Source organism: Coprothermobacter proteolyticus DSM 5265, from assembly GCF_000020945.1.
In the GTDB taxonomy this organism is placed as follows: Bacteria; Coprothermobacterota; Coprothermobacteria; order Coprothermobacterales; family Coprothermobacteraceae; genus Coprothermobacter; species Coprothermobacter proteolyticus.
This window is the reverse complement of record NC_011295.1, coordinates 270,190-290,485: the sequence shown is the minus strand read 5'-3', so window position 1 is coordinate 290,485 and position 20,296 is coordinate 270,190. Positions and strand designations below refer to the sequence as shown.

Genomic DNA, 20,296 nt, shown 5'->3' with positions numbered 1-20,296 from the left:
ATACAGTTTACCTTAGAGGTAATCAACCAAGCACATAGGCGTAATAGATGCTATGACCTTAAGTAAAGATTGATAACTGGTATGAAATTTAGTGTATTCAACATATGTCCTAGCCAAATCTGCATCTTCATACGAGCTCCTCAACGCTTCTACATTCGTACTAACATTTTTGTAAAAATCGTCCAGAGAGCCCAGCCGCTGCACTCGAGCTCCGATGCTGGCAATGGAATCTGTGAGTCCATCCAGGATTTCGTCGGTGTAATCCAGAGCTGTCTTTCCAGTATTATCAGGAGAAGCCAAACTTCCGCCATTTCTTAAGGTTTCAGAAAAGGTAAAAAGCTTATCAAACATATCCATCCGATGATAAGATGCTCCGTTTACATCCACAGTACCTGAGAACTTAAAGTAATCCTCAACTGCTAAAACTTGCGGAATGGTACTGTTATTACCTATTTCCACTGAAACAGCTCTACGTGAAGGATCGTTCAGCTCATCAAACGTTTTCGGCTCAAACACCACCATCCACTTACTACCTGGATCCTTCTGAACCATATCCTCGGCCTGTGTAATGGTGTCTACAAAAGTGAAGTTTCCACCTGAATCCTGTATTAGTACTTTGAAAGGCTTCCATGCAGGATCTTCAGGTTTCGTTACCTGTGCGTTTGCCAAAACAAACCTGCCAGCGTACTTTGCATTTAAGCTGCTAAGCATCTCATCAGCCTGCTGGATTAGTTGCCGGCTTACAGCCATCTTTTCTTCAGGGCCTAAAGCGTCGCTACCGCCGCCCCTTATTACTAAATCACGTACATTAAGCATGAGATCTTTTATGTGCGTCAGGTTTTGTTCTGTATAAGAATAACGGTTTTCAACTTCCTTTATGTTGTTCTGCCACCTTTCAACCTGTGCATTGTAGGCTTTCCAGTTCATTACCAGCGCGCTGTCCAAGGGAGCATCTGAAGGCTTTTGAATTTGCTTTAATGTGGACAATTGATCTTGTAGTTGCGTGAGTTTGCCAAGAACGGTTTGAAGCGTTTGGACACTACGTTCATACTGATATGCTGTCGTAATTCGCATTTAATATCACCTACCGTGCCCCCATATTTATGATGAGATCCAGCATGCCGTCCACCACTGAAACAATGCGTGCAGACATGGCATAACCCTTTTGAAAACGAATCAGGTTGACTGCCTCTTCATCGAGGTTTACGCCGGACTCGGAAGTCCTTAAAAGTGTTAGCTCGCTTTTCACATTATTCGTACCTTCCATGAAAGCCCTATTACGGGAAATATCTGCAGACCACTCAGCAACTAGTGTCCGCCAACTCTGAGCAACGCTTTGCCCCTTAAGAAATCCGGGAAGACTGGGATTCCACAGCGTCGAATTTAGAATCTCGGGAACTGTCTCAAGGGCATTGTTCTGCTCTTGAGCAATGAGCAAAGCTAAAGAGCCATCGCCGGCCAAACCAGTAACCCCAATAGGGAGCTTCGTTGGGTCACTGACTACTGTGGGATCCAATGCAACTGCAGATATGATGTTTTTAGGAACTACATTAACATCCCAGTTGAAGAAGTTTGAACTGTAGGCATCGCCATTAAGGTCCTTTCCTTGTTTGAGCATCAAGTTTATCTTGTCGAAGAAATAATAAGCCATCTCGTTTATCTTCCCAAGCAGTCCGCGTCCGGGTTCCTCACCATATGCGATTACGTCATCACGCATTTCCACTAAACCCTTCAGCTTGCCACCAGCTAAATGTCTATCATCCAAAGGAACCAATGAATTCCCCATGGTCAACCACAGGGTGGATACATGGCCATTGTAGATATCTTCAGTTCCTAAGGCAATGCTTTCATTCCACTTATCATTTTGAATCAAGCCAGGTAACACACTGTAAGTAGCTAATCCTTCTGTGTATTTATAACCTTCCCCGCTGTCGATAAGGCGGTCATTGTCAATAGCTTTTATTTCATTTACTGTTCTATCATCTACAAAAGATAGGCCACCAATAAAGACCGACACGGAACCAGTAGGCAAAGCAACCTTCTGGATATTTACGTACTGCGAAAGCTCATCCAATAGGTTGTCTCGCTGATCTAGAAGGTCGTTGGGCTGTTGTCCTTGAGAAGTCGATAAGGAAATCTGCTCGTTGAGTTTTGCTATTTCTTTACCTATGTCATTAATACGTGCCACAGAGTTCACTATTTGAAAGTCCACATCAGAACGTGTGGAAACCAGTTGGTTTTGCACATATTTAAAAGCATCAATCAAGTTTTGGCTTTGTTCAACAATAATGCGCCTTACTGTGGGATCCTCAGGACTTACACTACCCTCATGCCATGCATCAAAAAAATCGCTCAGCGCCTTCTGAAGCCCCGAATCTTTTATCTCATTGATGGAGCTCTCCAAAATGCTAAATACTTGATCCTTCACACTGTAATAAGAACTTTCCGACGTCACATTCCGGTAGTTCATGTCCACGAAGTCATTACGAAGCCGCCGAATACTGCTTATTTGAACGCCTGTACCCACCTGCCCGGGGTTTATCGTACCCAGCCATGAGACTATACCATAGGGCTGCGTTGGGCGAAAAACCGCTTCTTGGCGGCTATAACCGGGCGTATTAACGTTGGCAATATTATGGGAAGTGACATCCAGTGCAAGCATCTGAGCTTGAAGACTACGTTTAGCTATTTCTAAGGACCAGATCATTTCTTGTTCACCTTACCTGACGGGCCGTAAACCTGGACAGAGGGCGAAAGCAAGGACTCATAAAACCCCAGCACTTCACGGCCTAGGTCAACCAGCCCCTCTAAATCGTGAACAAAGGCAACGATTTCATCAACAAGTTCCTTTGGCAGCTCTTGTCCTTCATAAGACTCTATTCGCTCAGCCAACGCTCTTACCGTTTCTTCGAGCTCAGCGGATGTGTTTTCTACATTTTCAGAACGAAGCGCAGCATAGGATGCTGTGAGCTCCGCAGCCAGGAGACGAGCTTTCTTCACAAGTTCTAATTCATCAGACTTCTGCATCTTCTTTTGTTTTTTCCACCAAAGAGCGTGCTATTCTTTCAACGTCCACTGCATTATCTTTAGAGCGCTCACGCACCTCGTCAAGGTGATTGACTCTACTCTCTTTGAAGCTTTGTAGGACCCTTGCCAACACAATATCAGACATTCTTTTATCTGTTCTTTCCACACTTTGCGCATCAGTTAACTTGAAACGCTCTGAGACTCGTTTTACAAGTTCCACATGTTTTGGATCTATTGATCCGCTACCATCTATTCTCATGGCTTACATCACCCAACAGTTTATTCGGATAAACCTCATTGTTCTTTAGTATTTAGATGCATGCAAGGCTAACATGACTTGTTCTTCTGCCTTTTCCAAAAGATCAAACCATTGATCCTCGCTTGGCACATAAAGAGAAAGTATCTCTTCATCAAGACTGGCAGCCATTGTAGCCACGCCCATTGTCCCGTGTCCCAACATTAAGGCCATAGCATTAGCCAAATGGGTTATATGACTGCTTTGAGAACCCAATTTGGGGGTATGGTGGTACTTAACGCCTTCTACTATGACTTCAGGAAGTTGCCACTTATCGCAAATGATACCCCCTACTTGGGCATGATCATAACCAAGAATTTTTCTCTCCGCTTCAGCAAAAGTCTTTCCTTCTTCTACAAGAGCAATGATATTACTAAATTCCACGGGAAGATATATATTCAATATGAGTTTGCCTACGTCATGGAGAAGACCAGAAACATAAAAACTTTCAGGATCTCTAAGTTTAAAAGTTTTAGCCAAATACTTTCCTATTACAGCTGCTGCCAATGAGTGTTCCCACAACATACCGCTTTCCAGTTTATAACCCACCAGCGGTTTACTGTAAAGAACTTCCATGACAGAAGACCATACAATACTCCTAACAGTCTTAAAACCCAGCAAAGCCACTGCCTCCATAGGTAACGTTACCCTTCGAGGCATCCCATAGTAAGCTGAATTAGCAAGCTTCAGCACATTTGCCGTGAGCCCTTGATCTTGAGAAAGAACTTCAGCTACGTCTTTTACACTACTGTCTGGTACATCCAAAAGTTTGATCACCTGCATAGCTACAGACGGTACTGGTAAAACTTTGTCTACTTGATCAATAAGCTGGTCCAAAGAAGGTATGGGCATGCACTTAGGCTCCTCTTAAGTTTATGCTTGCTTCTATTAGCTCGTCAGCGTTGCGAAACGCTTTTGCTGAGAACTGATAAGCCCTTTGAGCAGCAATAAGTTTGACCATCTCCGCAGAAAGATCAACGTTAGACATTTCTAAAGCGTTTGCTGTGAGCCCCGCTTCATCAACGTTTATGATACGTTCTTGTCCTGTAGAAACGAACCCAATGCTATCTCTATCGTACTGAGAGGTATCAGCCTCAACAAGCAAAAGATTCCCAGAATAGAGATCCGTAGCCTTAGCAACTGCACCATCTCTGTTCATTACGTAAAATCCTTGTAAGCTGACATTACCATCCCGATCCAGCTCAAAGTTGCCTTTTCTAGTAAGCCATCTGTTTGTTCCGTCGGTTATTACAAAGTAGGCTTGTGGATTTGTTAAAGCATAGCCTGAGGTATTGCTCAGAGGGCCCATGTTATCACGATTTACTGTAAAAAGGTAAGCATTATCAACAATATTCGCTCTCCCATTAGCCACAGGAAACTCATGAGCATTACCAGAAGATTCAACAGGCTCCAAGGCTTTAAAAGCTTCAGTATTAACATTAGAAATATTAAACGCAGCCACATTGAGATAACCCACTGAGAGACGCATGCCCGCCCTGGCTATTCCATACAGCTCTACCATATATGCACCTCCTTATTACGCCTCACACCATAATATTGATAATCTTGGCTAAAGCGGCATCTTCTGCTTGAACCACTTTCACATTGGATTGATAATGCCTCAAAATGGTCATAAGTGCGGTTACCTGACCGATCTCATCCACGTTGCTTGTCTCCAAATATGTTTGAAAGACACGGAAATTTGACTGAAGCTGCTCACCTACAAAGTATCGATCGTTCACAACTTCTTGAACGTTCACGTCAGAAATTAGAAAACTGTCTACTATTTGATCGTTCAACAAAATGTTACCTTGTTGATCCACGTTGTAGTTTTCATTCCATTTGATGGGGCCGTTCTTTCCCAGTACTCGGTAGCCCTCCGGAGTTACAAGATAACCTTGCTCGTCCACAAGCATTCTTAAACTACTTGCCCAGAGGCGTTGACCATTTGCATCCACAGCCAAGAAACCACCAGAGACCGCCAAGTCCAGATTACGTCCCGTTTCTTCTAGAGATGCTTGCTCAATAGACACATATGGGTAGCTTAGAAGGCCACCGAAACTTACATTCCCAAGCCCTACAATAGGACGCTGCTCAGTTAATGTGAAGGCGAAGTTTTTCTGCTTGTAACCTGGAGTTTGAATGTGTAACAAATTGTCCTCAATTACATCCTGAGCCCTAAGTAGCATGAGATTACTCGACACAGCATTGTAAATTCCTCTAAGCATTAGTTATCACCTTTATTGAATTTTATACCAATATCTTCCCTTAGCAGGTCTAGAGCTTCATTCACCAGTTGAGAAACTCTGCCAGGACTGACACCCAATATATCGGCAACCTCCTTGACTGAGAGATTATCAACATATCTAAACTGTAACACCTGCTTATGCCGTAAATCTAAACGGTTCAAAGCTTCTTCTAGTTCCAGAATAATTCCTTGCTCTCCGACTTCTTCAATACCCTGCTCAATGAGCGCTTCCAAAGAAAGTTCTTCCTTATTCAAGGTGAGCTGCCCCTGTTTGTATTTTGCCACATCGCTCTTAGTAAATGTGCCTGTGGTGCGCAGGTAATCCACCATTTTGTTTCTTATTACCTTTGAAGCAAAAGCCTCAAATGGAATTTCGCTTTCCAAGTTATATAAATCAATGCACTCATTTGCAGCTATGAGTCCTACCGCCAGAAGGTCATCCCACTCCAACGAAATGTTGTAATAGGTAAGCTGAGATGCCTGCCTTTCTATGACCCTTTGTAAGCTCATAAGTACCTGTTCGCGAGCTTTGTCATCGCCTTTCCTAGCTGCTATAATCCATCCCTTTTCCACCATCATGATCAGATTTGGCGCAAACCGCTGCGCGCCGTTTTTACAGTAAAGGTACCCGTGGCTAAATCCAGAATAAACGTACGACCCTCATTACCACCAGTATCTTCACCTTGCAAGCGGAGTCCCAAAGCATTGAGCTGCTCTTTCACAGCCTCGATATTTCTTTTACCGATGTCTCCAAAATTGCCCACACTAACATTCATCAAAGAGGCTCCTCCAGCAATTTTCACAATGATTCTGTCTTTTCTGGCTCCTTTTTGTTCCATGAGCTTCAGTAAATAAGGAACTCCCGTATTAGCAAATTTACCAGGCAGTTCCGTTTTTTGTCCCCTAGAATCAGGTAGCAAAACATGAACCATGCCGCCTACTTTGGCTATGGGATCGTACATGGCGACAGCAACACAACTACCCAGTCCAATTGCTCCAATCTTCCCAGGCTTGTCAAGAACCGCTATCTCTCCAATGCCCACATTCAACATATTAGTCATAACCCGAGCTTTTCAGTAATCCTCTTGAAACTTTCTGGCGTGGGGATGTCCACTATCCAACCCCTAATGTTCACGTCTTCAATGGAAATGGTAGTCTTTGCAACTATGAGATAATCTGCGTGTTGCCCCACCTCAGCAAGTAGAACGTTTAACACAGCACCGAGCATATCCACAGCAACCCCAGGTGGCTCTGCTAAAATGGTGCTACCAAAGAAAGTTGCCAGAGCGCTAACAAAAGAACCTACTAAAATATTCCCAACTTCCTGTATCATGGATAAACCCATGGGATCACAAAGGTCCATATCAGAACCCATAAGTGCCTGAAACAAACCATGAGTGGAACTAGCATCAAATATGACCATGGCACCTCCATCGAGCTCACCATGATAGCCCACATAAACTGCTGCTACTTCTTCTTCAGGATCACCGAGTATATTGGCTACCTTCCCAAGGCTTTCCAAATAGACCTCTGGGACCGTTATCCCAACAAACTTGCCAATCATGGAAGACAAAGCTGTAACAGCGTGACCGGTACCAATATTAGCTAGTTCCTTCAAGACATCAAGTATTACTGGATTTGACAAGTCATCTTTTGACATTATTGTGGCCCTCCAATAACATGGATGTGTTTACAACTAAACCTATTGTTCCGTCGCCCAACAAGGTAGCACCATCAACGTAGCGTGGTACAAACCTCGATTTCAAAGGTTTTATAACGATTTCCTGTTTGCCAACTGTTTCAGCCACTAAGAGTGCAGCTTTTTTCTGACCATTCCTTATGACCACAATATGGTTATTCTGTCCATTATCAGGTAAATTCAGCAAACCTGCCACAGAATACACAGGCAAAAGCTCACCTCTGAGCAAAAGCACATTCCCTTGCGGTGTTTCTTTAACAGCTTCAACATCATTGCTAATCTCCTCGACCACCGAAAGAGGCAGTGCAAAGATCAATCCATTCACCTTTACGAGCAGAGCACTAATGATAGCCATGGTCAGAGGTAAGCGCATAATTACTGTGGTCCCCTTACCGAGAACTGAGCGCACTTGTACAGTTCCTCCTAACTCTTCCACAGTGTTTTTTAGAACATCCATACCCACGCCACGCCCTGATATTTCTGAAACAGTATCCGACGTAGAAAAACCAGGTAAGAATAAGAAACTAAATATTTCTTCTTGAGAAAGAAAAGATGCCTGATCTGAAGTTACCAAACCACGCTCCACAGCTTTTGCAAGAACCTTCGCAGTATCAATCCCTGCACCATCATCTTCCACTACTATGTAAACGTTGTTGCCTTCATGATAGGCTTTTAATCTAACAGTTCCCGTTGGATCCTTGCCAGCCTTTATTCTATCTTCAGGTCTTTCAATACCATGGTCTACTGCATTTCTTAATAGGTGCACTAACGGGTCACCCAGTCGATCGATTATTGTTCTGTCTATTTCAGTGTCCCCACCCTCCATAATGAACCTAACCTGTTTTTGTAAATCTCTGGAAAGATCACGCACCATCCTTGGGAAACGCTCAAATACAAAAGACAAAGGAGTCATACGTAGCGCCGTGATTTCGCCTTGCGCCAAATTAATAGAACGGCTCAAGCGTTCATACAGTGACCATAGAGCTTCCTCGTTTCCCGTTTTTATGGCTAGTTCCAGCTCAGCTTTTTCAAGTACCAGTTCAGAAATAGCAGACATGAGATTATTAACATGTTCTTCAGGCACCCTGATATAGTTCTTTATGGGCTTTTTCTGTTGTTGCTGGTCAACTTCTTCTGCTGTTGCTGCAGCGCTGGCCGCATAGGCTTGAGCCAAGCTGTCTGAAGAGTTCGGGTTTTTTGTCCCTTCTCCGCTATCGGACTGCTTGGTTGAAGTTTGTTCGCGTAGCTCATTGCTACTACTGGGAAATGCTTGTTCGTTGAGACCGATCTCAATTACATCCACAGAAGCTACTTCAGCAATGCGAAGAATTTTGTTCCTTAAGCTGTCAAGATCTCCGCTACCCACCACGAGCACTCTAAACTCTAGATCGAACTCTTCTTTTTCAAGACTTTCTGCATCGGGCTGAGAACTTATAGCTTCAAAACCAGAATCCTCAATGGCTTTGAATACCATGAAAGCTCTGACACCCTTCATCAAAACACCTTGTTCTAAATTGATTTCTAAGATGGCTGCCTTTTGCCCTTGCTCCAACGCTGCGCGAACAACCTCTTCCTCAAAAGCACCTAAGGCAAAGCTAGACGTAACCTCAAGGGTAGTTTCTTTTTTTCCCTTCTCGTTTACCTCATTTGAGGAAGTAACGTGAAACGGCTCAAGTGACTCGTTAGCCTCGATTCTTTTCATTTGGTTCTCCATATAGTCGAGAACTCGAAAGCCAAGCTCAATAGCTTTCTCATCCACAGGTTCGTGTGTATCACGGTAAATTTGTAGAGCACTTTCTAATTCATGTGCCGCATCAGCCAAGAATTGGAAACCCATTGTAGCAGACATACCTTTGAGTGTATGAGCAGCCCTAAAAACTTCTGCTAACGCTTGTTTATTACTGGGATCTTGCTCCAATAAAACCAAGTTGTTATTCAACAAATTTATATAGTCGTAGCTTTCCTGAAGAAAGATGGGAAGGTACTCGTTCATATCGTCCATACTGATCACCCCACCAAATCCAGAGGATCTACTACCAATATGAGATCATTATTTGCCAGTATCACTTTCTTAATGCGCTTCCCTACAGTGAGATCTTCTGGAGGCTGAGCCACATCCTCCTCGCTAACTCTCTTTATACCATCGACTTTGTCCACCACGATAACAATATCTTCATTGCCAGATCGTATCCAAACGTGCCGCCTCAATTCAGAGCTTGAATTTTCTCTTTCTCCAAGCAGTGGCTTTATATCCAACACTGGCAAAATATTGCCTCTTATATTAGTAAGGCCAAGTACGTTTGCAGCACTGTTCGGTATCGGGTATACAGAACCTGGCAGTAGTATTTCTACCACATTCGAGAGTGCTATGGCATATTTCCTGTCGCCAAGGGTAAATACAACATATTCCTCCACTTCTACACCTCCATAATGAACAACTTCCTCACTTTCCCTTTCAGAAAGCCATACCCTTGCCACAAAATCTTTTTGCCTGAGCTTAAGGGTTGGTCCGTTAAAACCATGGCAGGAGGCTCAGGCCAGCGTTCCGGCATCAGATACACTGCAGGTTCTTCCTGCCCACTGGACAATAATTTTGCCAACTGGATGTCTCCTATTATTTTATGTCCTGAACTAATCTCTATTAATTTATTAAACCACTCGAAAGAAGCCACAGCCTCGATATCCTCTTTAGTAAGATCTTGTAAATCCTTAACAATTTCTCCACTAGCCCATAGCCCCACATTTCTAATAAGCGAGTCCATTGTTGTAGTTAGAACTCCCTTACTCTGCAAGGTTCTTTGCACATCTGTCCTCAAAGTGGTGCGCCAATTTCTCTCCTCTTGAGATGAGGATTTGTATTTCTCCCTAAGGTCTTGCCATAGTTCCCTGGAAAGTTGGTCGAACAATACTTTCTTTCTGTTTTTGGGCATCTGCACCACTCGTGATGCCCACTGTAAAGCATCCCTGTAATTGCCTAACCTTGCATACAAATCCGCTATAAGATAACCCAAACCTGCCTCACCAAGCGTTGACGGTAACTGTGCACTGGATTCATAGGCCTTCAAATAGTACTGAAGAGCTTTTTCAAGCCAAACCTGCTCGTTCTCTTCGTCTTTTATTTCCCTGTACAGCCAGGCGATATTTTGAGCCACATAGCCTAGGTTATACGGATCAGTATTTCTAATCTCGTACTGCTCAAAAACAGAAGACAGTACGTACAGAGCGTCTTCCCATGTTCTTTCTTCCCTCACACCTTTTATGCCTGCCAAACGTTTCTTGGCTAGTAAAGGTAGAAGTTTCTTAATCTCATCGGGAGGGACTTCCTCGAAATGGGACTCCAAAGCAGCATATCCACAATTCTCGCAAACAGCACCAACGTAATAAATGGGATTAATTCCGTTTACCCAAGGATGCAAGTCCGAATCCCTGGAAATAACGGTATAAGCACCATGTTTCAAACGCGCAACGTACACTTCGCTCTTGCACACAGGGCACGTGAGCTTTTTAGTGTAAACGCCTTCCATGTCATCTATTATATAGGATGATATGAGGTGGAACGATTTATGCTGCCTAGAAAAATAAGTCCTGTGTGGTTAGTGATCTCTCTTGTTTTCGGTTTTGCAGTTTCTGGTAAGGAGAGTTTGCATCCCAGCCTGGTAACGCTTGGTATGGCTTTTACAGCCTTCGGTGCTTATTTAATAGGAAAAGCCGAGGAACACTACGTTTTTACTAAGGAAGGCAAGGGTATCTACGACTATGTGAGACACCCCATGTACTTGGGCACATCACTTTTTCTGATGGGCGTTTCTGTGGCCATGGAATCTGTTGTTCTGTGGATAGTAGCACTGGTGTGGACAATAGGTGCATTGTACCTGGCATGGAAAGAGAGTCATTCTTCCTCAAGTTCGTAAAAGCCTTTCTTTATTAGTTCTCTCTGCCTACAGAACACTGACCTACACAGCTTATCTCGAATAACGTCCTTTACATCAACAAACTGCAAACCTACATTGGTTACTCCAGGCTCACTACCAGGTTCAACACGTTTTATAAGAGCAGGTAACAGAAAAGTGTCAGGGTTTGGTTCCGGGACTGTGAAACGAATCAGTACTTTCTCTCCCACCATGCAAGCTTCTGCTAGCGAAAGCCGGCACCCGCCGGCACTTAGATCCAATATGACAGCTCGAACTGACTCATGGGAATGATCTTCCCAGAACTTTTTTACATCAGCAGGAAACGTTTTTACAAATAACAACTCAGCATCAAGCATCCAAGGAACTCTCACGTACTCTCTCCTATCGGACCTATAAATACCACTAATTGGTTTGAGCACAATTAAGGGAGGATCGCCTTTGCCCTGTTCAATGACTTCACACATCAAACTAAAGACACTATCGCCCTTTAGATACGTAAGCTCCACTGGACTAGATAGGATCTTCACATAAACCTGACCGCGCATGGGCTGAGAACAGGCGATCAAACCGTCCCTCACGTCCTCAATCCGGGTAGAATAGTACTCAACACCAGTTTCCCCCGGTTCCCTAACCCTGAGAATTCCTCTATCGCCCACTTTTGGTTCTTTTCGTTTTGCCATAATTATAAATACTCCAAAACAAGGGATGTACTGTAAAACGCGGAGCCCAGGCGGGCCCCGCGCCCTCCCTATCCTCCTATTTGTTATTTTAACCCAACACGAACTAAACCTTTATCTAACATGGTAAAATCAAAAAATGTAAAGATGTTCGTAGATATACCCAATTAGGGAGGACTGATGCATAAAATGGACGTTCCATTGCCAAAAGCTCGTGTTAGCGAAGTATTAGGACTCTTGGAGATCCTGGATGATGAAGGCGGCCATGTGGACTTGTACAAGTTGGGAAGGACATTGGGACATGATATTGACGAGCTTATATCCACCATTGAGACTGCCCAACTGTTCAATCTGGTGGAAGTGGATAACGGAGACGTGGTGTTCACAGAAGTAGGAAAACAATTCACTGACCAGAACATGGAACAGCGTAAAACCTATATTTCCGAGGTACTAAGTAAACTGCCTTATATGGTGGAATTGCTCACGGCACTGGCAGAATCTGAGGAACACAGTGTCGACATGGAATACTTAGAGAGAATTATTGACGGTGAATACAGCGAAAGAGAAGTTAAGTACTTCGTTAGAAATCTCTTGGACTGGGCGAGATTTGCTGAGCTTATCTGGGTGGATTCTGACGAACAAACCATCCACCTGGAAACCGAGGAAGACGAAGAAAACAATCCTGAGCAAAACGACCAAGCAGAAGAGTGAATTAGATAGATAATACCTAGAACAACGTTTTTACTAGGAGGTATAGAGAAGTGTGCAACTGATATCAGCTGCTTTGTGGTCTACATATCGTATTTTTGTCGCATATTTTCTTTCTTTGGCTTTTGGGATCTTTTACGGAGTATCTGCCAGCTCGGGTCCCAGAAGAGAAAAAATCATGATAGCCATTTTGGACATACTTCAGTCTGTCCCCATACTAGGCTTCTTCCCTGTTGCTATAGCGTTCTTCGTCGCTGTTTTTAGAGGCCAGCGTATAGGCTTAGAACTGGCAGCCATATTTCTTATTTTTACCTCTCAAGCGTGGAACATCGCCTTCGGTGTATACGAGACAGTCAAAACATTACCAAGGGAATTAGTGGAAGTAGGTAAGGCTTTCAATTTTAGCAAAACGTTTACAATCCAACGTATTTATTTGCCAGCCATGGTGCCAACCATCGTGTTTAACAGCGGTGTTAGTATGGCCAATGGCTGGTATTTCTTGATGGCAAGTGAAATTATAACCTTGGGTAGCCAAGAAGTAAAATTGCCTGGTTTGGGGTCTAGCATGATGAATTACCTGGCGCAAGGCAACATTTTGGGCGTAGTCATGTGCATTGGAACCATCGTTCTGATAAACGCTTTGCTTCAAGTACTCATTTTTAGACCATTAGTTAAATGGTCCGAGCTGTTCCAGTACAATGCTGTTGGAACAGCACCTGAATGGCCTACTGTGGCAGACGTGCTCTTCGACTTTGGAAAAGCTTTAAAGGTCGATACCGTTTTGGTAAAACTGGTTAGCCTAGGCACTAAGAAACTGAGTGCCGTAGCTAAGTACGTTTTTTATGTAATAGGTGCTGCCTTAGTAGGAGGTCTGGGGTATCTTATCTTCTGGTTGTTCTCGCCTCCCTATCCTAGTAACATTCTTTCACAAATCCCTGCTGCTCTCACAGTTACCACAATGCGCGTAGTAGCTGCAGTAGTAATTGCTGTCCTCTTGGCTTTACCTTTTGTAATAAGAAGCGTTAAAAACGTGGCGGCCGCCCAAAACATTTACTCATTGGCCTCTATACTAGGGAGCATACCGGCAGTTGTTTTTTATCCTCCAATTGTGGCTTTAGGAGGGCGTGCTTACATGGAGCCTTTGTCCATATTACTTTTACTTACAGGCTCATTTTGGTATGCATTGTTTAACATGAGCAAGGGAGCCATGCTTTTACCAGGTGTGTTAACAGAAATGGCACAAGTATTCAATATAAAAGGTTGGCTTTACTACAAGAACATACTCATTCCAGCTATCCTGCCACCTTTAATAACTGGAGCTCTAACAGCATGGGGAGGAGCATGGAACGCTTCCATTGTGGCTGAGCATGTGCAGTTTGGTGACAAGGTGTATTCCATACCAGGTATTGGGGCACTGCTAGTACAGTCAACTGCTGATACAAAGGCACTGCTCCTTATCGTGCTAAGCATGACAGCGCTGATTGTTTTGGTTAACATGCTCTTTTGGAGACCTTGGTACAGCAAAGCAGCGGAAAAGTACAATATAACGGAGTGATGAGTGCGGTGACGTTATTGGATGTTAGAAATTTAAACCTGACATTTAAAGAGAAGGGAAAAGAGCTTTCTGTATTGGAAGATATTAGTTTTACCTTAGACGAAGGCGAATTCCTTTGTTTGGTTGGACCCTCTGGCTCTGGAAAATCCACCATACTGCGAATCATAAGTGGTATCCTGAATGAATACACTGGCGAGGTTCTCTACAAGGGAGAGCCTAACCCTCAACCGAACCCAAACGTGAGCATGGTTTTCCAAAGCTTCGCACTCATACCTTGGCTAACTGTACAAGAGAATATAGAGCTCGTTTTGGAAGCTCGAGGTATAGCCCCACGCCAGAGGATAAGAACAGCCCTAAGATACATCGACATGGTAGGATTGGATTCCTTTGAAGATGCCTACCCAAGAGAACTTTCTGGTGGCATGAAACAGCGAGTAGGAATAGCTAGAGCTTTGGCAGTGGAGCCTGAAATTCTACTCATGGATGAACCATTTTCTGCTTTGGACGTACTAACCGCAGCGGACCTCAGAGAACAAGTAGTGAATTTGTGGCTAGAGAAACGTCTGCCCCTTAAGTCCGTACTCATGGTTACTCATAACATGGAAGAAGCTGTTTTTTTGGCAGACCGCATTTTAGTGCTAAGCGCCAGACCTGGTCACATCATTGGAGAAATAAGTGTAGACCTACCAAGACCCCGTGATTCTCGTGACAAGGCTTTTGAAGAAATCCTAGACAAAGTTTACTCAATGATTCTGTCTAGCCGCATTAAAAGTTGAAAGTGAACAACTACTGCTGTTTTCGCCAGCGGGAGCAAGGGAAAAACTAGACATTTTGATTTCATCGTGAGCCTTGAAGAATGCAGCATAAGAACTTAGCGTTGAAGTGCACATAAGGTTACCGTCAACTAGACGAATCTCATACTTGGCCACAACATACCCTTTCATCTCCAGCACCATGTTGTAACTCTCAAAATCCGTATCCGCATAGCCAACGCCCTTGAAAACCAGTGAGTCATGACCCACAGTGTGCTCCCCAGTGAAAGACGAGATGCGCTCTAGCTGCTCCCTTACAGTGTCTTCAACTAACGTTTGATATGAGTCAAATGCCTTCTGACGTTCCAAATCAGTAAAAGGTCCCAAAGTTGCATAACCAAAAAAAGACCCCAAAGCAAAAACAACAGCTAAAATAAAAGCCTTAACCTGACTGACCATAACAGTATTGTATAATAGCCACTGTGAACCTGAATAAATGGATCTACTTAACACTTATTTCTATGAGCCCCATTGTGGAATGCCGAGGCAGCATTCCATACGGATTATTAGCAGGGCTGCCCGTAGTTGGAGTTTTCATAGTAGCGTTCTTCAGTAACACATTAATGGGCATAGTAGTTTACGAAGGAGTAAAGCTACTCAAGTCCTGGCTACTAAGGTACCCAAAACTGAGGAATTACTATGAGAACTATGTGAGAAACGCCTTAAAGCGATTCAAACAATACGAAACGGGTATAGCTGTATCCTTAGCCATCTTTGTGGGAATTCCATTGCCTGGTACAGGTGCATTCACAGGGGCAGTAGTTGCAGAAGCACTAGAAGTAAAAAGACCTCTGGCATGGGCTTCACTGGCTGCTGGCGTGCTAATAGCTTGCACAGTGGTTACGCTCATAACATGGTCTGCTATGCAAATTGCGAGGTGAAAACGTGAAAGTCAAATTCGTTGCAAGTCCCATCATGAACTTAGCGGAATCGATGAAAAAGGAAGCTACGGAGTTCTTTAACGCTCACGGGATCGCTTTGGAAGAATCGCAAGACCCTGAAGCGTTGATTGTACTTAGTGGAGGAAGCGAAGAGATTGCAAAAGACTTCTTAAAACCAGGCGTCATCCTCATACCTTTCGGTACTGCCAATGGTCTAGCTGCTAGTTTAGAGATTCAAAGTTACGCCTTGGAGCAAGGGTTTAATGTCCCTTTAGTTAGTGAACTTTCAGATAATTACGTTAAGTGGCTTAGTGTTTTTGAAAATTTAAAGCAGCAGAAAGCGGGCCTCATTGGTAAGCCCAGTTCATGGCTCATAAAGAGTGGTGATTACACCATCCTCAATCAGTTACAGATACCTTATATGGAAATACCTTTGGAAGAGTTGAATAGTTTGCTTCAAGAACAGGAATCACTAGCTGATGAAATCTGGGATAAGGCATCGTCCTCAGGTATTGAGAAAGAGGAAGTCCTAAAGGGCACAAAGGTTTACACTGCCTTGCAGAAGATTATCGATAAATACCAGCTGACCGCTTTTGCACTCCGATGTTTTGATATGGCAGTTCAACTCAAGATAACAGGCTGCTTATCTCTTTCCCTATTCAATACCAAGAAAATACCAGCTGCCTGTGAAGGGGATGTAGAAAGCCTAGTAACAATGATGATAGCGAATCAGCTAATGGGGACACCGGGCTTCATGATAAACTTGGCACGCAAAAACCATCCCGAGTATACCTTTGCTCATTGCACCATAGCGCTTGATTTAGTAGATAGCTACTCCTTGACCACTCATTTTGAAACAGGCTACAACGTGGGCATCAATGGACAATTCCATGAAGGCGTTTACACAGCGTTTAGAATGGGTAAAGACAAAAAATACAAGTACTTTGTAGGAGAAACTGTGGAAAAACCGCATGTGGAAAACATGTGCCGAACCCAGATCACGCTGAGGCTAAAGCAGAACCCATTCAAGCGTAGCATTGGCAACCACATGGTGCTTGTACCAGGTGACTGGAGCAAAGAACTAGCACTACTGGAGGAATTTGGCTGGCAGCTGATATAATGTAAAGTAAAGGTTAAGGTATTAACTTTTACTTAATAGGAGGCTGCGCCATGTGGGAAAAGTTCTTTACCGATTTTTCATTTATGGAGAACCCTGAGCTTTCTGATCTTCGGCAGATGGCTAAGAAGGATGAAATTCCAAATCGTTATGGTATCCCGGTGTATCACTCGAAAATCAAGTCCAGGAGTGCCAAGTTTACCGAGTATCACTATGAGATTACGCCTGACTTGGAGACTTTATTTCAAGAGGTTTTCCAGCACTACCAATCCAGAAAATGGATAAAAGTGGAAAGAAACATTGGGCAGTCACCGGAAAACTTATTCAGACAGCTTTATATTGTGCCATCGGAATACGCACGCCTTGCCTTTATGATGACTCATAATAACTTTGACCCAGTGGGGCAAAAAGATCCTGACATTTACATTGCTGCATTCCCTGATTGGCCTGACAGACGCATATTGGTGTTCCCTAATTTGCACTTCACCATGATTCTTGGTTCAGATTACTATGGAGAATCGAAGATGGCTGGTTTGAGAATGGCAATGCACATAATGCGCGAAGAACGGGGCGGCATTGGGCTACATGCAGGTAGCAAAATATACCGAGTCAAGAATGCCCAAGGACAACTTACTGAAAGAGGTGCCTTAATTTTCGGTTTGTCAGGTACCGGTAAAACTACCATAAGCGTAAACAGCCACAATTTGGTGGCACCGGAGGGCGTAGAAATACTGCAAGACGACATTAACATGCTCACCACAAAAGGAAATTCCTACGGCACTGAAAAGAACTTTTATGTGAAAACAGATTCAGTAAGCTCCACACCAGAACTTCAAGATGCCTGTTTAGCTGAAGATGCCATACTTGAGAACGTGTATGTCTCTCCTGAAGGGGAAATAGATTTTGACAACATGAGCATAAGTACCAACGGCCGGGCTGTGATAAACCGAAGGCGTATTCCTAACACCAGCGACCGCATCGATCTTCCGCAAGTAAATTTCTTCCTATTTAACACAAGGCGCTATGATATTCCGCCTGTAGGTAAACTCACAGGTCCGGCACAGGCTGCCGCTTTCTTCATGCTCGGTGAGAGTACTATTACTAGCGCCGATGACCCCACACGTGTGGGCGAGACGACTCGTGTGGTAGGTTTCGACCCATTTATCATAAACAAACCAGAAAAAAGTGGGAACAGGCTTTACGAAATACTAAGCAACCATCCCATTGATGTGTACATTGTGAACACAGGTAAAATTGGTGGATTGGACGGAATAAAGATTACACCTGAAGTCACACTTAAAATAGTGGAAAACATAGCCAGAGGTACCATAAAGTGGCAATACAACGAAGATCTGGGATACGAAATTCCTGTAGAAGTACCTGGTTTAGACCTTTCACAATTTGACCCTTATAAGATCTATGGTAAAGAAGAATACAAGAACATGATGGAAGCACTCAGAAACGACCGAAGAAAACATTTGCAACAGTTCCCTGATCTTTATGACCAGATAAAGGAATCTATTTAATTAGCACTGGCAGTTGTTAGACGTTTAGCAGCCCAAATGCAGAAACGCCACAGCTTTTTCGCCTTTGCTTAGGAGCTTCTCGTAAGTCTCCAAAGCCTGTGGCGTTTTCTGCTCCACACAAGCTATACCTTTCTTGTGGAGGTGCTCTGCCACAACAGGCGAAACTACCATACGCCCAGTGAAACCTGTTCCGAAAACTACATAGCAAACATCAGAAGGAATTAGCTCCTGTACATCCTCCAATACCACTTGATGGGGTTCTATTCTTTGCCAAGGTTGCGGCTCGCCATATCCAAGGAACACATCGTCTCGATAAGACTTGCCTTGGATAACGATTTCCCCAAAAGCCAAACCTTCGCTAACCAACTCCTCACCCCCTTTGTAAAACAATTATACCGCTAATCTAAAATTAACTTAACAATATCGACTACACTTTCATCTTTACCAGTAGACCTAAGCACCTTTACGCTCGGTGGCAATGGCTCTCGGGAGGAGTGCTGAATAATGACAATGCCTGTGAACTCAATAGCGCTAAGCGCATCCAGTGTCTTTGTTACAAGGCCTTTGTGGTTTGGAGGTCCCATAAATAAATAATCGGCTTCTAGGGGACGCCTAAGAAAACGAAACACATCCTCACAAACCACTTTCAAATTCACGTTCCATTTTTTAGCCTGTGTTCGCATAAACTGGCACAGTTTTCTATTGTTTTCAACGCCAACAGCCTCTACTGCTCCCCTGGACAAGAACTCGAAAGCGACAATGCCTGAACCAGCATAAAGGTCTACGACGCGGCTTCCTTCCACATTTCCCAACATGGAAAAAAGGGCAAGCCGTTCTCTTTGCGGAAGAGGCCTTAGAGCAGGCACATCAGGTGGGTTCATGGATAAATTCTTAAGTGAGCCGCCTGTAATTTTCAGCAAGAGCAATCACCTCTTCCGTAACGCTTGGGCTTGGCACTGTCAGCCTGCCCCACTTTTCAAAGAACTTTATTTTAAAACCTTTTGAAACCAAGAATTCAGCAAAGTCCTTGTCCACCAAAATGAAGTTGCAGACACTGGGTCTTGAACTGATATGAAGAGTGCTCAGGGCATTTATTAAACGCTCCATCTGCGTTTTTACTACTTGCACATACTCAGTTACATAGCTCGTATCTGCTAAAGCATTTTTAGCCAGCATTAGTGAAAGAGTGGAAACTCTGTAAACCTCTGAGTACTGTGAAAAAAGGCCAACAGTTTTTGGATGCGCCAACATGTAGGCAACCCTGGCACCAGCTAGACCAAAAGCCTTGGAAAAGGTACGGAAAATGGCCAAGTTCGGCCATTTCTCAAGCAAGGGAGCAAAGGTGACACCTGAAAATTCATAGTATGCTTCATCAACTACCAACAGTTCAACATTTGAAAGAAGTTTCTCAGCCAAGGTTTCATCCATTAGTATGTTTCCAGTTGGGTTATTGGGATTCACCACCACGGTCACTTTTCCCTGAGCTTGCACTGAAAAGTCGCTAGGCAACTTAGAGAATCTAAGTTTCACCTTAGATAAAGATATTCCCTGCCTTAATGCTTCATGCTCATAGACGTAGTAAGCAGGATCATGTATGAGAAAAGCTCTGTCCCAAAACACCTTGTACATGAGCTCGATAAGACCATCAATGCCAGAATAAATAAAAACGAAAGAGGGATCCACACCTGCGTAGTCGGCAATCTGTAAGCGCAGTTGTTCTTCAAGCTCTTCAGGAGGATAGAATCTAACACAATCCAAATCCAAACCTTCGAACAACGCTGGTGGCAAAGGAAGTTGCATTTCGTTAAGATGAAGCCGTCGACTTTCCTCTTCTACCATC

25 protein-coding genes are annotated in these 20,296 nt (G+C 43.7%); 7 read left to right on the top strand and 18 right to left on the bottom strand.

Features of this window, described 5'->3' with window-relative positions:
- Positions 1-12 precede the first annotated feature (12 nt).
- The 13 genes from flgL to COPRO5265_RS01325 are packed head-to-tail and all read right to left on the bottom strand — an operon-like array spanning position 13 to position 10,793.
- Positions 13-1,074, bottom strand: a complete 1,062-nt coding sequence (gene flgL / locus COPRO5265_RS01385; RefSeq protein WP_012543529.1) for a flagellar hook-associated protein FlgL — start codon at positions 1,072-1,074, stop codon at positions 13-15.
- A 10-nt stretch (positions 1,075-1,084) separates the two neighbouring features.
- Positions 1,085-2,707: a flagellar hook-associated protein FlgK gene (gene flgK / locus COPRO5265_RS01380; RefSeq protein ID WP_012544288.1), complete on the bottom strand. Its 1,623-nt coding sequence runs from the start codon at positions 2,705-2,707 to the stop codon at positions 1,085-1,087.
- On the bottom strand, positions 2,704-3,027 hold the full coding sequence (locus tag COPRO5265_RS01375; RefSeq protein WP_012543478.1) for a hypothetical protein: 324 nt from the start codon (positions 3,025-3,027) through the stop codon (positions 2,704-2,706). Before COPRO5265_RS01375 ends, flgK begins: the two co-directional genes overlap by 4 nt.
- Entirely contained in the window at positions 3,014-3,286 is a 273-nt protein-coding gene (locus tag COPRO5265_RS01370) for a hypothetical protein (protein WP_012544139.1), read from the bottom strand. Before COPRO5265_RS01370 ends, COPRO5265_RS01375 begins: the two co-directional genes overlap by 14 nt.
- A gap of 45 nt (positions 3,287-3,331) precedes the next feature.
- On the bottom strand, positions 3,332-4,174 hold the full coding sequence (locus COPRO5265_RS01365; protein WP_012543763.1) for an HDOD domain-containing protein: 843 nt from the start codon (positions 4,172-4,174) through the stop codon (positions 3,332-3,334).
- Between the two features lie 4 nt (positions 4,175-4,178).
- Entirely contained in the window at positions 4,179-4,844 is a 666-nt protein-coding gene (locus COPRO5265_RS01360) for a flagellar basal body rod C-terminal domain-containing protein (protein ID WP_012544664.1), read from the bottom strand.
- 22 nt (positions 4,845-4,866) lie between these two features.
- Entirely contained in the window at positions 4,867-5,550 is a 684-nt protein-coding gene (locus COPRO5265_RS01355; RefSeq protein ID WP_012544014.1) for a flagellar basal body rod C-terminal domain-containing protein, read from the bottom strand.
- Positions 5,550-6,149 carry a sigma-70 family RNA polymerase sigma factor gene (locus COPRO5265_RS01350; protein WP_012544868.1) on the bottom strand — a complete coding sequence of 200 codons (600 nt, stop codon included), beginning with the start codon at positions 6,147-6,149 and terminating at the stop codon, positions 5,550-5,552. The genes COPRO5265_RS01355 and COPRO5265_RS01350 overlap by 1 nt, the downstream gene beginning before the upstream one ends.
- Before the next feature lie 2 nt (positions 6,150-6,151).
- On the bottom strand, positions 6,152-6,631 hold the full coding sequence (locus COPRO5265_RS01345; RefSeq protein ID WP_041735564.1) for a chemotaxis protein CheD: 480 nt from the start codon (positions 6,629-6,631) through the stop codon (positions 6,152-6,154).
- Positions 6,628-7,230 carry a chemotaxis protein CheC gene (locus COPRO5265_RS01340; RefSeq protein WP_012543577.1) on the bottom strand — a complete coding sequence of 201 codons (603 nt, stop codon included), beginning with the start codon at positions 7,228-7,230 and terminating at the stop codon, positions 6,628-6,630. The genes COPRO5265_RS01345 and COPRO5265_RS01340 overlap by 4 nt, the downstream gene beginning before the upstream one ends.
- The gene (locus tag COPRO5265_RS01335) at positions 7,217-9,271 is read right to left on the bottom strand and encodes a chemotaxis protein CheA (RefSeq protein ID WP_012544598.1); all 2,055 of its coding nucleotides are present in this window, start codon (positions 9,269-9,271) and stop codon (positions 7,217-7,219) included. The genes COPRO5265_RS01340 and COPRO5265_RS01335 overlap by 14 nt, the downstream gene beginning before the upstream one ends.
- Before the next feature lie 5 nt (positions 9,272-9,276).
- Positions 9,277-9,684: a chemotaxis protein CheW gene (locus COPRO5265_RS01330; protein ID WP_012544538.1), complete on the bottom strand. Its 408-nt coding sequence runs from the start codon at positions 9,682-9,684 to the stop codon at positions 9,277-9,279.
- Between the two features lie 2 nt (positions 9,685-9,686).
- A complete protein-coding gene (locus COPRO5265_RS01325; protein WP_012544864.1) occupies positions 9,687-10,793 on the bottom strand; it encodes a DUF2225 domain-containing protein in 1,107 nt (368 codons plus the stop codon).
- Between the two features lie 39 nt (positions 10,794-10,832).
- Here COPRO5265_RS01325 and COPRO5265_RS01320 point away from each other — a divergent pair, with 39 nt between their 5' ends.
- Positions 10,833-11,180, top strand: coding sequence for a methyltransferase family protein (locus tag COPRO5265_RS01320; protein ID WP_012544243.1), 348 nt, complete (start codon positions 10,833-10,835; stop codon positions 11,178-11,180).
- On the opposite strand, the gene COPRO5265_RS01315 is transcribed toward COPRO5265_RS01320, so the two are convergent.
- Entirely contained in the window at positions 11,159-11,860 is a 702-nt protein-coding gene (locus COPRO5265_RS01315; protein ID WP_012544016.1) for a flagellar brake protein, read from the bottom strand. The two genes, COPRO5265_RS01320 and COPRO5265_RS01315, sit on opposite strands and share 22 nt — an antisense overlap.
- 186 nt (positions 11,861-12,046) lie before the next feature.
- Between COPRO5265_RS01315 and COPRO5265_RS01310 the strand changes: the two genes are divergently transcribed.
- Genes COPRO5265_RS01310 through COPRO5265_RS01300 form a run of 3 tightly spaced genes read left to right on the top strand, consistent with a single transcriptional unit; the run spans position 12,047 to position 14,896 of the window.
- Positions 12,047-12,568: an AAA-associated domain-containing protein gene (locus COPRO5265_RS01310; RefSeq protein ID WP_012543712.1), complete on the top strand. Its 522-nt coding sequence runs from the start codon at positions 12,047-12,049 to the stop codon at positions 12,566-12,568.
- A 52-nt stretch (positions 12,569-12,620) separates the two neighbouring features.
- Positions 12,621-14,120 carry an ABC transporter permease subunit gene (locus tag COPRO5265_RS01305; protein WP_012544035.1) on the top strand — a complete coding sequence of 500 codons (1,500 nt, stop codon included), beginning with the start codon at positions 12,621-12,623 and terminating at the stop codon, positions 14,118-14,120.
- A complete protein-coding gene (locus COPRO5265_RS01300) occupies positions 14,120-14,896 on the top strand; it encodes an ABC transporter ATP-binding protein (protein WP_012544632.1) in 777 nt (258 codons plus the stop codon). The genes COPRO5265_RS01305 and COPRO5265_RS01300 overlap by 1 nt, the downstream gene beginning before the upstream one ends.
- Here COPRO5265_RS01300 and COPRO5265_RS01295 read toward each other — a convergent pair.
- On the bottom strand, positions 14,864-15,331 hold the full coding sequence (locus tag COPRO5265_RS01295; protein ID WP_041735560.1) for a hypothetical protein: 468 nt from the start codon (positions 15,329-15,331) through the stop codon (positions 14,864-14,866). The genes COPRO5265_RS01300 and COPRO5265_RS01295 overlap by 33 nt on opposite strands.
- 23 nt (positions 15,332-15,354) lie before the next feature.
- On the opposite strand from COPRO5265_RS01295, the gene COPRO5265_RS01290 reads away from it, so the two are divergent.
- Genes COPRO5265_RS01290 through COPRO5265_RS01280 form a run of 3 tightly spaced genes read left to right on the top strand, consistent with a single transcriptional unit; the run spans position 15,355 to position 18,456 of the window.
- Positions 15,355-15,813: a COG2426 family protein gene (locus COPRO5265_RS01290; protein WP_012543955.1), complete on the top strand. Its 459-nt coding sequence runs from the start codon at positions 15,355-15,357 to the stop codon at positions 15,811-15,813.
- A gap of 4 nt (positions 15,814-15,817) precedes the next feature.
- Entirely contained in the window at positions 15,818-16,933 is a 1,116-nt protein-coding gene (locus tag COPRO5265_RS01285) for a hypothetical protein (protein ID WP_041735559.1), read from the top strand.
- A gap of 50 nt (positions 16,934-16,983) precedes the next feature.
- The gene (locus tag COPRO5265_RS01280) at positions 16,984-18,456 is read left to right on the top strand and encodes a phosphoenolpyruvate carboxykinase (ATP) (RefSeq protein WP_012543974.1); all 1,473 of its coding nucleotides are present in this window, start codon (positions 16,984-16,986) and stop codon (positions 18,454-18,456) included.
- A gap of 24 nt (positions 18,457-18,480) precedes the next feature.
- Here the strand turns inward: COPRO5265_RS01280 and COPRO5265_RS01275 are convergent, their stop codons facing one another.
- From COPRO5265_RS01275 to COPRO5265_RS01265, 3 genes are read right to left on the bottom strand one after another with little or no spacing between them, the layout of a single operon-like run.
- Positions 18,481-18,822: an Mth938-like domain-containing protein gene (locus tag COPRO5265_RS01275; RefSeq protein ID WP_012544403.1), complete on the bottom strand. Its 342-nt coding sequence runs from the start codon at positions 18,820-18,822 to the stop codon at positions 18,481-18,483.
- A 32-nt stretch (positions 18,823-18,854) separates the two neighbouring features.
- Positions 18,855-19,376, bottom strand: coding sequence for an RsmD family RNA methyltransferase (locus COPRO5265_RS01270; RefSeq protein ID WP_012543702.1), 522 nt, complete (start codon positions 19,374-19,376; stop codon positions 18,855-18,857).
- Entirely contained in the window at positions 19,348-20,295 is a 948-nt protein-coding gene (locus COPRO5265_RS01265; RefSeq protein WP_012544032.1) for a pyridoxal phosphate-dependent aminotransferase, read from the bottom strand. Before COPRO5265_RS01265 ends, COPRO5265_RS01270 begins: the two co-directional genes overlap by 29 nt.
- Between the last annotated feature and the right edge of the window lies 1 nt (position 20,296).

What these genes read in the sequence shown, in the direction of transcription:
- COPRO5265_RS01300 (WP_012544632.1), top strand. Translation starts at nt 14,120, where the DNA reads ATGAGTGCGGTGACGTTATTGGATGTTAGAAATTTAAACCTGACATTT.
- COPRO5265_RS01280 (WP_012543974.1), top strand. Translation starts at nt 16,984, where the DNA reads ATGTGGGAAAAGTTCTTTACCGATTTTTCATTTATGGAGAACCCTGAG.
- COPRO5265_RS01295 (WP_041735560.1), bottom strand. Translation starts at nt 15,331, where the DNA reads ATGGTCAGTCAGGTTAAGGCTTTTATTTTAGCTGTTGTTTTTGCTTTG.
- flgK (WP_012544288.1), bottom strand. Translation starts at nt 2,707, where the DNA reads ATGATCTGGTCCTTAGAAATAGCTAAACGTAGTCTTCAAGCTCAGATG.
- COPRO5265_RS01360 (WP_012544664.1), bottom strand. Translation starts at nt 4,844, where the DNA reads ATGGTAGAGCTGTATGGAATAGCCAGGGCGGGCATGCGTCTCTCAGTG.
- COPRO5265_RS01320 (WP_012544243.1), top strand. Translation starts at nt 10,833, where the DNA reads ATGCTGCCTAGAAAAATAAGTCCTGTGTGGTTAGTGATCTCTCTTGTT.
- COPRO5265_RS01265 (WP_012544032.1), bottom strand. Translation starts at nt 20,295, where the DNA reads ATGGTAGAAGAGGAAAGTCGACGGCTTCATCTTAACGAAATGCAACTT.
- COPRO5265_RS01345 (WP_041735564.1), bottom strand. Translation starts at nt 6,631, where the DNA reads ATGACTAATATGTTGAATGTGGGCATTGGAGAGATAGCGGTTCTTGAC.
- COPRO5265_RS01310 (WP_012543712.1), top strand. Translation starts at nt 12,047, where the DNA reads ATGGACGTTCCATTGCCAAAAGCTCGTGTTAGCGAAGTATTAGGACTC.
- COPRO5265_RS01335 (WP_012544598.1), bottom strand. Translation starts at nt 9,271, where the DNA reads ATGGACGATATGAACGAGTACCTTCCCATCTTTCTTCAGGAAAGCTAC.
- COPRO5265_RS01340 (WP_012543577.1), bottom strand. Translation starts at nt 7,230, where the DNA reads ATGTCAAAAGATGACTTGTCAAATCCAGTAATACTTGATGTCTTGAAG.
- COPRO5265_RS01365 (WP_012543763.1), bottom strand. Translation starts at nt 4,174, where the DNA reads ATGCCCATACCTTCTTTGGACCAGCTTATTGATCAAGTAGACAAAGTT.
- flgL (WP_012543529.1), bottom strand. Translation starts at nt 1,074, where the DNA reads ATGCGAATTACGACAGCATATCAGTATGAACGTAGTGTCCAAACGCTT.
- COPRO5265_RS01325 (WP_012544864.1), bottom strand. Translation starts at nt 10,793, where the DNA reads ATGGAAGGCGTTTACACTAAAAAGCTCACGTGCCCTGTGTGCAAGAGC.
- COPRO5265_RS01350 (WP_012544868.1), bottom strand. Translation starts at nt 6,149, where the DNA reads ATGATGGTGGAAAAGGGATGGATTATAGCAGCTAGGAAAGGCGATGAC.
- COPRO5265_RS01370 (WP_012544139.1), bottom strand. Translation starts at nt 3,286, where the DNA reads ATGAGAATAGATGGTAGCGGATCAATAGATCCAAAACATGTGGAACTT.
- COPRO5265_RS01315 (WP_012544016.1), bottom strand. Translation starts at nt 11,860, where the DNA reads ATGGCAAAACGAAAAGAACCAAAAGTGGGCGATAGAGGAATTCTCAGG.
- COPRO5265_RS01355 (WP_012544014.1), bottom strand. Translation starts at nt 5,550, where the DNA reads ATGCTTAGAGGAATTTACAATGCTGTGTCGAGTAATCTCATGCTACTT.
- COPRO5265_RS01375 (WP_012543478.1), bottom strand. Translation starts at nt 3,027, where the DNA reads ATGCAGAAGTCTGATGAATTAGAACTTGTGAAGAAAGCTCGTCTCCTG.